General features: G+C 37.3%; 12 protein-coding genes. 10 read left to right on the top strand and 2 right to left on the bottom strand.

Features of this window, described 5'->3' with window-relative positions:
- The 10 genes from RCH56_RS03790 to RCH56_RS03745 all read left to right on the top strand — a co-directional run.
- A partial coding sequence (locus tag RCH56_RS03790; RefSeq protein ID WP_306483667.1) for an ABC transporter permease occupies positions 1 to 734 on the top strand: 734 nt, incomplete at its 5' end.
- 23 nt (positions 735 to 757) lie between these two features.
- A complete protein-coding gene (locus RCH56_RS03785) occupies positions 758 to 2,170 on the top strand; it encodes an FtsX-like permease family protein (protein WP_306483666.1) in 1,413 nt (470 codons plus the stop codon).
- Between the two features lie 199 nt (positions 2,171 to 2,369).
- Positions 2,370 to 2,813: an 8-oxo-dGTP diphosphatase gene (locus RCH56_RS03780; protein WP_306483665.1), complete on the top strand. Its 444-nt coding sequence runs from the start codon at positions 2,370 to 2,372 to the stop codon at positions 2,811 to 2,813.
- 93 nt (positions 2,814 to 2,906) lie between these two features.
- Positions 2,907 to 3,932, top strand: a complete 1,026-nt coding sequence (locus RCH56_RS03775; protein ID WP_306483664.1) for a peptidoglycan bridge formation glycyltransferase FemA/FemB family protein — start codon at positions 2,907 to 2,909, stop codon at positions 3,930 to 3,932.
- Complete coding sequence (locus RCH56_RS03770) at positions 3,932 to 4,654, top strand: ABC transporter ATP-binding protein (RefSeq protein ID WP_306483663.1); 723 nt, start codon at positions 3,932 to 3,934, stop codon at positions 4,652 to 4,654. Before RCH56_RS03775 ends, RCH56_RS03770 begins: the two co-directional genes overlap by 1 nt.
- Positions 4,638 to 5,675 carry a COG1361 S-layer family protein gene (locus RCH56_RS03765; RefSeq protein WP_306483662.1) on the top strand — a complete coding sequence of 346 codons (1,038 nt, stop codon included), beginning with the start codon at positions 4,638 to 4,640 and terminating at the stop codon, positions 5,673 to 5,675. The genes RCH56_RS03770 and RCH56_RS03765 overlap by 17 nt, the downstream gene beginning before the upstream one ends.
- Positions 5,665 to 7,041: an ABC transporter permease gene (locus RCH56_RS03760; protein ID WP_306483661.1), complete on the top strand. Its 1,377-nt coding sequence runs from the start codon at positions 5,665 to 5,667 to the stop codon at positions 7,039 to 7,041. Before RCH56_RS03765 ends, RCH56_RS03760 begins: the two co-directional genes overlap by 11 nt.
- A gap of 71 nt (positions 7,042 to 7,112) precedes the next feature.
- Entirely contained in the window at positions 7,113 to 7,511 is a 399-nt protein-coding gene (locus tag RCH56_RS03755; RefSeq protein ID WP_306483660.1) for an ATP cone domain-containing protein, read from the top strand.
- The gene (gene rlmH / locus RCH56_RS03750) at positions 7,511 to 7,993 is read left to right on the top strand and encodes a 23S rRNA (pseudouridine(1915)-N(3))-methyltransferase RlmH (RefSeq protein WP_306483659.1); all 483 of its coding nucleotides are present in this window, start codon (positions 7,511 to 7,513) and stop codon (positions 7,991 to 7,993) included. The genes RCH56_RS03755 and rlmH overlap by 1 nt, the downstream gene beginning before the upstream one ends.
- 12 nt (positions 7,994 to 8,005) lie before the next feature.
- Positions 8,006 to 8,590, top strand: coding sequence for a DJ-1 family glyoxalase III (locus tag RCH56_RS03745; RefSeq protein ID WP_306483658.1), 585 nt, complete (start codon positions 8,006 to 8,008; stop codon positions 8,588 to 8,590).
- 323 nt (positions 8,591 to 8,913) lie between these two features.
- Here RCH56_RS03745 and RCH56_RS03740 read toward each other — a convergent pair whose 3' ends face one another.
- Together RCH56_RS03740 and RCH56_RS03735 are read right to left on the bottom strand one after the other, a co-directional pair.
- The gene (locus RCH56_RS03740) at positions 8,914 to 10,389 is read right to left on the bottom strand and encodes an NAD(P)/FAD-dependent oxidoreductase (protein WP_306483657.1); all 1,476 of its coding nucleotides are present in this window, start codon (positions 10,387 to 10,389) and stop codon (positions 8,914 to 8,916) included.
- Positions 10,390 to 10,423: 34 nt separating this feature from the next.
- The gene (locus RCH56_RS03735) at positions 10,424 to 11,143 is read right to left on the bottom strand and encodes an MIP/aquaporin family protein (RefSeq protein ID WP_306483656.1); all 720 of its coding nucleotides are present in this window, start codon (positions 11,141 to 11,143) and stop codon (positions 10,424 to 10,426) included.
- Positions 11,144 to 11,321 lie beyond the last annotated feature (178 nt).

Genomic DNA, 11,321 nt, shown 5'->3' with positions numbered 1-11,321 from the left:
CAGAACTATCTTATATGGATAAGAAAGGATTTGAATGGTCTCTAATAGAAAAAGTTAAGGGAAAGTTTCCAGAAAAAGAAAATGAAGTATTTCTAGATATATCAACTGCTAAAAAATTAGGTTATAAGGGTGAGATAGGAGAAGAAATAGAAGTTCCTTTTAAAATAGAAAAAGCTTACACAGGAGAGATTATCGAAAAGAAAAGTGATAAATTTATTATATCGGGGACTTTTCAAAATCCTATTGATTCCAATGTTGGTGTAGGTCAAATCTATTTATCAAAAGCTTATGTAGATAAATCATTCCTTCCAGAAAATAATAATGACGTGGAAGTAATGCTAAAGAATTCCTTTATGATAAGGGATAAACTTTTAAAAATTGCAGAGAGAAATGGTTATAAAGTGGTATATGACCCTGGAAATCTATCCGACAAAGAAATAAGAATTGGTGTTAACTTTGCTTATATTTTTTCTGGTGATAGTAGTTTTGATTTTAAAACATTTTTACCTTTCTTAGCTTTTTTAATTTTGGTAATAGTCGCAGGCTACTTAATAATAAATAATATTTTCAAGATATCCGTAAATGAAGATATTAAACTTCTGGGACTTTTAAAAACAATTGGAATGACAAAGCCACAAATCAAAAGGCTTATTCATTTTGAGTCTTTAGCAGTAGCACTTCCTTCAATAATAGTTGGAGATATAGTGGGAATTTCTATGGGGAAATTATTTTAAATAAAATATTTGCAAATAATGAGATGTTAACGGATGTAAGATTATCACTTGCTGTAATAATCTTAATTATCTTATTTTCGACAGCCTTTACTTTGCTTACAGTATTTCTATCGGTGATGAGACCTGCAAGGTATGCGGCAAAAGTTTCTCCAATAGATGCCAGCAGATACAATGAAACCACGATAAAAAAGAAGTATAAAAGCGAGGATATTTCTCTAGGTAAACTTGCTAGAAGACAAGTATTTTCCAATAAATTTAGATTTATATCCATAGTTCTATCTATTAGCCTTTCTGCAGTTATTTTAAATAGCGTTTTAACTTATACCGGCAATATTGATTTAGAAAAGGGGATTTCTGATGTAATCGTAACGGACTATAATATAGCAAGCCCAAAATATTTTAGGTATATGTACTCAGGAAGTGAGGACGGTATCAAGGACAATTTCTTTGATGAAATAGAAAATCAAAAGGGATTTAAAGCTGGAGGAGCTTTATATTCCTATGGTTATGAGTACTCCTTTCCAAGTATAAAAATAGAAGATAAAAAAGCGGCACCAATTCTATTCGGTATGGATGAGTTTCTAATAAATAAACAAAAATTTATAGATGGAGAGTTTGATAAAGAAAAATGGCAAACAGGAAATTATATTATCATAGGCGAAAAAACAAAAAATGATTCTGACTATAAAACTGGCGATAAAATAAAAATCAATGTAAAAAACAGGGTCAAAGAAGTCCAAGTTATGGGCAAGGTTGAATATAATTTTTCAAATGGTCTTAGATATTTTCCTGTAATTAAGGAAGATATAAACGACGAATCTAGTCCTACTTTAGGCTTGGAATACATTTATATGAAGCCGAATGAGTATAGTAAGCTTACAGGAGATAAGAGTATAATGTCCTATGGATTTGATGTAGAAGATAGCAAAAAGGAAAATTTTGATAAGTTATTAAAATCTTTTGAAAATGAACCGGGATTTTCCTACGATTCAAGGGATCTTCAGATTATATCTACAATGGAATTCAAAAACCTAATAGAATTTGCTGGTTACAGTCTATCTATAGTATTATTCTTAATATCGGTGCTTAACTTTATTAACGTTATTGCTACTGAAATATTAAGAAACATGGTGAACTTATCAATCCTTGAAGCAATTGGAATGACAAAGAAAAATATTAAAAAATATTTGGTGAAAAAGAATTTGATTTATTCTTTATGTGGCTTAGTATTTTCTTTCATCATTACGCTTTTTGTAGATAAATACATCTTGATGGATTTTATGGCAGCAACTAAGTGGACTTCCTATAAATTTGTAATCATGCCGCTTATCCTTGTAAACTTTGTAAATATAATTATTGGGATATTATTTACAGGTAGATTCTATGAAAAGCACAGTCAAAACAGTCTTATAGATAGAATAAGAAGTTTAGAATAAACATCTTATGTTAAGTAGGAATAAAAAAGGCTGTGAGCATTAAACTCATAGCCTTTTCTCTTGCCACCTAAAGACTCTCTAAATTAGTTTTTCTAAAATCCCTAATTCAATGGGCCTTAGGGTCCAATTTTTTGTACAAACTTTTACTTAATTATAAATAACATATAATAATAAGAGAAGATAAAGTTAGTGAGGATTTATGCAGACTAGATTAATGAATATGGTAATGATTTGTGATGAGGAAAATGATAAGGTTCTTGTTCTTGACAAGGTCAAAAAATATGGCCGGGAGGGGCTTACTTTTCCTGGCGGCAAGGTCGAGGAAGGGGAGAGCCTTACCGATTCTGTCATTAGAGAGGCCAAGGAGGAGACCAATCTCGATATCGAAAATCCAGTGCTTGTTGGACTTATAACTTGGATTGTCGAAGGAAGGCGAGATATGGGATTTCTCTTTAGGACAAGTGACTTTAAGGGAGAGCTTATCGAAAATAATAGAGAAGGTAGGCTCTTTTGGGATTCTTATGAGAATATGAAAGAAAGCAAGGATCTTTCGGAGTCAATGGATAAGATTTTTACGATTTATGAAGGAAAATTCCAAGAAATCACCTGGTTTTATGATGAGGGAAGGCTAATCTATCAATAAAATATTATTGAAAAAACCCCTAGCTCCTGTTATAATTAAGGAAATGTATGGCTAGGAGCATAACAGTTAATTTGAAGTGAAAGAGAGAGTAATATGATTTTAGATAAAAACAACAAGGACTTAGTTAAAAAATACAATGATTTTATCAAGAATTCGCCATATGGTAACTTCATGCAGGATATGCGCTGGGCGAATATCAAGGCCAATTGGGAAAGCGTCTACTTCTATGTCGAAGAAGATGGCGAAATCAAGGGAGCCCTTTCAGTTTTATATATTAGAGATGGAAAAGTTGGCAAGAACTTCTTCTATGCTACAAGAGGACCTGTCTGTGACCTAAGAGATATAGAATTGGTGAAGAAATTAATCGATGAAGCGAGTGCTTTTGCTAAGGAAAATGACGGCTTCCTCCTTCGTATAGATCCATTAGTTCGTAGGGATGAGGATTTAGTTAAGCTCTATGCGGAAAACGGAATTACTATCCGTCACGATAAGACTACTTCATCTCAGCCCCTTCTTAACATGGTCCTAGACATAGACGGAAGAGATGGGGAAGAGATCTTCAAGAACTTCTCCAAAAATACTAGAAAACACACCAGAAAATCCTACAGGGACGGAATCGAGACCAGGGAAGTCGGGGAAGAAGGAGTGGATATTCTCTATAAGCAAGTGGTAGATACTGCTGAAAGAGCTGGAATCAATCACAGACCTTACGAGTATTTCAAGGCTCTGTACGATAATTATAAGGACGAGATAAGACTTTCAGTTTCTTATCTAGACGAGACTCCACTTTGCTCATCTATGTTAATCTGCTATGGAAACAGGGCCCTTGCCCTTTATGGAGGCTCTAGTGATGAGCACAAGGACATGGGACAAAACTATCAGATAAACTACGAAGAAGTAAAATACGCAGCAGAAAAAGGCTATGACCATTATGATATGGGAGGAATCTTCGAGGCTGATGATTCTGATGGACTTTATAAGTTTAAGAGGAAATTTACAGAAGAAAATGTAGAAAATCTCATAGGAGAAATCGATATTGTCCTAGATGAAAAGCTTTATGACGAATATATCAAGGAGAAAAATCCTCACTTTAAGAAAGAGGAAGAAAAGGAAGACTAGTGAGTCTAATAGAAATCAGAGGGCTTAAGAAATATTACAAGCTAGGAGGTAATATCATAAAGGCCCTGGATGGTATAGACCTAGATATTAAAAAGGGTGAGTTTGTAGCTCTTTTGGGGACGAGTGGTTCAGGAAAGTCTACTCTACTTAACATGCTCGCAGGTCTTGAAAGACCGACCAAGGGATCTATAAAATACGGAAATATCTCCCTAACGGACCTTAACGAGGAACAGATTACTAAGTTTAGAAACCTAAATATAGGCTTTGTCTTCCAATCCTACAACCTCCTTCCTTATCTATCAGCCTGGGAGAATGTATCCCTTCCCCTAACCTTCAAGGGACTTAGTAGGGAGGAGAGAAAGAAGGAGGCCTTAAAGATCTTAAAGGAAGTGGGTCTTTCTGATAGGATGGACAACAAGCCAAACGAGCTTTCCGGTGGTCAGCAGCAAAGAGTCTCCATAGCCCGTGCCTTTGTCGGCCTTCCAAAGATCATCTTTGCCGATGAGCCAACAGGAAATCTCGATACCAAGACGAGCTTTGAGATTATGAATCTTATCAAAAAAATTACTAAAGAAAACCAGCAAACCTTTATTATGGTCACCCACGACGATGAGATGACCGAGTTTGCTGACAAGGTGCTTTTTATGAGAGATGGACGTTTAGAGAAAATTCACGAAAAATACACAATTGACGAGGTACTAGAAAATGATGGCGAATCTTAATCCGACAGAAACTACAAATACAGCTGAAACTTCCTCTGGCCAAGCTAGCCTAGGGGCAAATGATACAGGCTCTTCCCAAGGTCCTATCAAAAATCAACCCAAGCTTATAATATCAGACTATGAGCTTAGCCCATCTATAGCAGAAGCAGGAGAGAATTTCGACTTATCCTTTACTCTATACAACACTAATAACGAAAATACTATCTACAATCTTAAAGTTACCTTGGAGCAAACCCTGGCATCTGCTCCACAAAATACGAGCAGTGCCAACAATACTCTAGTATCTGACGGATCTGTTTTTACACCAGTTGATAGGTCAAATACCTTCTATGTAGCAGCCCTCTACCCTTGGGATTGGACTAGTAAATACATAACAATGAGCGTTCTGCCAAATGCAACTCCAGGTCCTTATGTGGTAAATCTTACCATGGAATATGAGGACTATTGGGGAAACCAATACAAGAGCACAGAGACTATAGGCATCCCTGTAGCCCAAAGGTCTGGGGTAAATTTCGGCAAGGTCAAATTGGGAGAGCTAAATTCCAATACTCCTGGATCTTTATCTGTAAATATTTATAACACAGGAAAAGACAATCTCGACACGGTAATGGTAAGGGTCAAAGGAGATGGCTTCGACGTAGATGAAAATGAGAGATTCATCGGAAACTTCAACGCTGGAAGCACAGAAACCTTCTCTTGTAACATAACTCCTAAATCTGAAGGCAAGTTATCTGGAACTATAGAAATAATCTACGAAGACTCCAGAGGCAAGGCCTACAAGAAGACTAAGGAATTTAGTACTGAGGTAATGGGAGGCTTTGAAGGCGAAGGCGGAATGATCGATCCTGAAACAGGAGAGATGATAGGAGAAGCTCCTCCTATGGAGGAAAACTCATCTCTACTTTCATCTCCCTTTATCTGGATAGGAATCATAGTTCTCGCAGCCCTCCTTCTCCTACTCTTGAGGAAGAAAAGAAAGGCTAAAAAGGACGAGGAGCTAATAATAGACGATGAAGATTAGTGACAGATTCCAGATGGCCCTAAGAAACCTAGTCAGAAGGAAATCAAGGACAGTCCTAACAGTCCTATCCGTAGTTATAGGAGCAAGCTCCATAATTCTAATGATCGCCTTCGCCCTAGGCATCAACCAACAACAAAAGGATATGGTCGAATCATTCGGAGGTCTTACTTCTATTACCATTCTCACGGAAAATAATGGAGGAAGCACTAAGGTTGACCAGGCAAGTATCTCGAGACTTCAAAGCATAGATGGGGTCAAGGTCGTAGTTCCCTTCAAAAGTTTCTATAGCGAAATAAAAATTGAAGGAGAAGATGATTATAGCCTTGATAGCCAAATCCAAGTAATGCCTGATGATGTAATAGATAAACTTACAGGAGATATGTTTAGCTCAGGTTCTAAGATGAATAGGACTGATGATAATAAGCTTATCCTAGGATCTGAGGTTAAGCCTATGGAGATGGTCCGTGAAGGAGGAGGAGGCTACTCCGGAGAGCCTGTCGAAGATTTCGACTACAGGGGCCATAAGTATTTTATAAGGCTAGGATGGCAAGATGAAAACGACGACGGGGTCAATTTCGGAAATGAAAATCAGGAAAATGGCGAGGAGAAAAAGCCTACCTATGCGGATATCCCTGTAGAGATTTCAGGAACCCTAAACTCCAAGTCCTTTGTAATGGGCTGGTCATCAGTAATTAACGAAAGCCTCTACAAGAAGCTCCAAAAGGAAGATAAGAAACTAGAAAGTCCACAGCTAAACCAAAACTTCGGTCCAGACGGTAAGCCAGTAGAGGTCAAAAATGATGGACAGATTAAATACGATAACCTAAATGTTGTAGTAGAAGATGTTGAAAAGCTTGAAGAAGTCGAAAAAACCATAAGAAAGGCGGGCTTTCAGACCCAATCATCTGCAGGATCTGCCGAAGAAATTAAAAAGACCAGTATGATTGTAACCCTTATACTTGGGGGAATCGGCTCCGTTGCCTTTATAGTTTCGGCTATAGGAATAATCAACACCATGCTTATGAGTATCTATGAAAGACAAAAAGAAATCGGAGTGATGAAGGTGATAGGTGCTTCCATCAATGATATAAGGTCCATGTTTCTTATAGAATCGGGCTTTATAGGATTTTTCGGAGGAATTGTGGGACTTATAATTTCCCTACTTATAGGAAGTCTGATAAATAAATTCGCCCAAGGATCGGGGATCTTTATGGGAGGGGGAGAAGATGTTAAAATCCTCCTAATTCCAATATGGCTAGCCCTAGTAGGAGTTGGCTTTTCATCAATGGTAGGAGTCCTTGCAGGCTACATCCCAGCCAGAAGAGCAACTAAACTATCAGCCATAGAGGCTTTAAGAGCAAATTAAGCAGAGAAATCTGCTTTTTTTATGCCAAAAATTGATCATTGGGTATAAATATAAAAAGCGAGGAGGAAGAAATGACTAAATTAAGTACAGAAATAAAAAAATATCTTGATGAAAATAAGCTAAGTCTGGACGATATAAGAAGTGACCTACAAACCCTAGACGTAGACCTTGTGGGTGATATGCTGGAAGATAAGGAGAACACTTATGTAATTAAGAAGTCTGGAGCTGTCGAGAGATTTGCTAAGGACAAGATCGAAAGATCTATCAAAAATGCTGCAGGAGATCAGAAGGCAGCCATGAACACATCTGACCTTGCAATAATTGTGGATGATGTATTAGACACTCTAGACTCAGACCCTAGAAAGGTCTATAAGACTAGCGAGATTAAATCCTACATCAAGGATTCCCTACTTAAGGAAGGCTACTCAAAATTATATGATTCCTTTATCTCTTACATCAAGGAAGATTAATGAATATAAAGATTCTTGCAGTAGGAAAGATTAAGGAGAAGTTCTATAGGGATGCTATAGACGAATATATAAAAAGGATGGGAGCCTACAACAATATAGAAATCATAGAAGTAGCAGATATTATGGCGCCAGAAAGCCTTTCGGCTAAGGAGCTTGAAGAGATAAAGGATAAGGAAGGGGAAAAAATCCTAGCCAAAATCAGGGACGGATCCTTCCTTGTGACTTTAGAAATTCTAGGAAAGGAGATGACTAGCGAGGACTTCGCAGACTTTATCAAAGAAGAGATGCTTATAGGAGGAGGGAGAGACCTGGTCTTTGTAATAGGAGGATCCAATGGCCTTTCCCAAAATGTAACGGGGCGTGCTAATAAGAAGTTATCCTTTGGTAAGTTTACCTATCCCCACCAGCTTATGAGAGTCATCCTTTCAGAGCAAATCTACAGGGCCTTTAGAATAATAAATAACCATCCTTATCATAAATAAGAAGGAGTTTTGATGAATAAATTTTTAGTATTAGTGGCAAATGGAAACGAAACAATAGAGATATTTACAGTAGTTGACTATCTTAGAAGAATTGGAGTTAAGCTTGATCTAGCATCTACCGAGGAAAGTAAATATCTTAAGACAAGTCAGGATGTTTCCTTTAAGGCAGATATAAGCTTTTCTGAAATCAAGGAAGAAGACTACATGGGAGTCTATATTCCTGGAGGCACCCAGGGAGCCTATGCTATGAGGGACAATGAAAAAGTCTTAGACCTTCTAAGAAGATTTAATGACAAGGGAAAAATCATAGTATCAATCTGTGCAGGACCAGTAGTCCTCAATAAGGCAGGAATTTTATCTGACAAAAAGGCAACATCCTTCCCAGATATGAAAGATGAAATGGATAAGACAGGTGAATATATCGATGATCAAATCGTGGTAACTGATGGAAATATCACCACAGGAAGAGGAGCTGCCGTGACCAACTACCTAGCCCTAAGACTTGCTCATATAATTGGAGGAGATGAGGCGGTAGCCAAACTTAAACACGGCACCCAACATGAGGCAGTCGAGAAATATTTTGGCTTTGAATACTAAGATAATCTAGAAAAAATAAATTAAGGGTCGCCCTATAGGGGCGATTTTCTTTTGGTCTTAAGTGGAAAATCCTAAATATCCTAAGAAAAATTAATAATGAGAATACTAGCCTTATAAAAATATTTAAGTCTTATCATCCTAGATCTATTCTCAACTAGCCATATGTTTACTATTTAAACTTCTTATAATTCTAAGGAAAATATAATTGATAAAAATCTCAAGGAGCTTGCTATAAGGGCAAGGTTTCTGTAAAGGAAAAGACGAGAAATTTTCCCGCCTTCTTATTTTAGTTAAAGATAAAATCAAGAGTCTTTATTTTAACCTTATTTATTTTCGATTTCCTTTATTAATTCATTTATATCTTTCTTATTAATCCTAGAAATTCCTGAGTTTTCGCTGTCAAACTTCTTGTTTTCTATAGGATGACCATATTCGTCCTCCATTACTTCAAGGACCCTATTTCTGCAGAAGGCTCCTTGGCAAAAGCCCATACCGCAGCGGGTTCTTCTCTTGACTGCGTCAAAACTTGTAAGCTCGATTCCTCTATTAAGGGCATCTTTAATAGTCTTCTCGCTTACTTGCTCGCACCTACAAACAAGTCTTTCTGGATCTCCTAAAGGTAGGTCGACCTTATCTTTTACTTTGTTAAAGTCTTCAAGTTCCTTATACTCGATTATTGGCTTTCTATATGGATCATAGTTTGGATCGTCTTCTAAGCTTAGTCCAATATCAACTAGTATATCTTCGACCATCTCTGCTATTACAGGAGATGATGTAACACCAGGTGATTGGATACCGACAACATTTATAAAGCCATTAGTCTCAGTATTTTCGATTATGAAATCTCCAGTTGAAGATGCTGGTCTAAGTCCTGTGAAAGATCTTATAAATTCCTTTAAGTTTAGGACGTCTTCCTTGACAGACTTTTGTGCAAGCTTATAGATTTCTTCTAGTCTTTCTGTGTGGGTACCTAGGTCAATTTCTTCCTCATCTATTGCATCAGGTCCGATCAAGATATTGTTATGATAGGTCCTAGTTACAAGAATACCCTTAGACTTAGGACTAGGTGTTTGGAAGAGGACCTGTTTAATGCGAGATCCAGTTCCCTTTTGCATGATTAGATATTCCCCACTTCTTGGATGGATATCAAAATCAGTTTGAGTAATCATAGAAGAAACCTTGGCACCATTAAGTCCAGTCGCATTTATGACAAATCTTCCTTCGAAAGATTCGCCCTTGTCTGTCTTAACCTTAAATACATCTTCCTCTTTTTCGATTTCTACGACTTCATTATCCAGTTTTAGCTTGAGGCCATTATCCATGGCGTTTTCCACTAGGGCTATTACATATTCATAAGGAGAGCAAACTCCTGCACCCTTACAGTGCAAGGCTCCAATAGCATCATCAGATACATTTTCTTCGATCTCGCGAAGCTTTTCTTGACCTATGATTTCTATATCATCGAGGCCGTTTTCCTTGCCCATCTTATAGAGGACATCGAGCATTTTCATATCGTTCTCATCGAAGGCTAAAACAAGAGAACCATTGGCCAAAAAGCCAAAGTTTAGCTCTTCGTTGAGTTTTTCGAAAGAAATTCTTCCAGGATAGCATAACCTACCCCTAAGCTCCTTGCCGCTTTCTGCATATCCTCCATGGACTATGGCAGAGTTGGCCTTGCTTGCGCCCATAGATACGTCGTTTTCTTTCTCAAGAAGGAGTATATCAAGTTTGTAACGGGATAGCCTCCTGGCGATGGAGGCCCCGCACACGCCTGCTCCTATTATAATTACATCAAACATAAACTCACTTCCTATTTTCTAATTTCTATAAATCTTATATAAAGATAAAGTTATAGATTACTACTGCTAGTAGACCACCTAAGATTGGTCCTACTACTGGAATCCAAGCGTATCCCCAGTTAGGGTCTGCCTTGTTTTTGAATGGAAGTACTGCATAGGCAAGTCTTGGTCCAAGGTCTCTGGCTGGATTTATAGCATAACCTGTTAGTCCACCCAAAGACATACCGATTGAGACGATTATTGCAAATACTAATAACTTATCAACTCCGACAGTTCCTGCTCCGTCTACTTGAGAAAGACCTAGGATAGCAAATACTAGTACAAAAGTACCGATAATTTCTGAAAGTAGGTTTCTAAAAGTATTTGGTATAGTTGGAGCTGTACAGAAAGTTCCTCTTACAGTTAGTGGATCATCGCTAGTTGCATCGTAGTGGTCTTTAAAGAGAATATATACCAAAACAGCACCAACGAAGGCACCAGCCATTTGAGCTATGATATAAGCTGGCAAGTCAGAGTAAGCAACATCTCCCTTAAAAGCTAAGGCGATTGATAAAGCTGGGTTAAAGCTTGCGCCAGATAGTTTTCCAAATATAAATGCTGGGATAAGTACTGCAAGACCCCATGCAAATGTTATTTGGACTGAGCCTCCACCTTTTTGTCCACTCTTGTTGAGTAAAACGTTTGCTACTACGCCGTCACCGAGTAGTATAAGAATCATTGTTCCGAAAAATTCACCCATAATAATATCTCTCATAATTTCCTCCTAGTAGATATCAGATAGTAAACAAAAAGCAACAAATAAATATATTGTTGCCAGGCTCTTCGGATATTAAGTTGTGAAAACATTTACACTTATAGTATAGCACGGACCTTAAAAAATATCAAGTTTTTTCTTTGGAATTAGTCAAGACATAGAAATTTGATAAAAGCTA

The sequence above is a fragment of the Anaerococcus sp. genome (assembly GCF_030825785.1).
Taxonomy (GTDB): Bacteria; Bacillota; Clostridia; order Tissierellales; family Peptoniphilaceae; genus Anaerococcus.
This window is presented reverse-complemented; position numbering and strand designations above follow the sequence as displayed.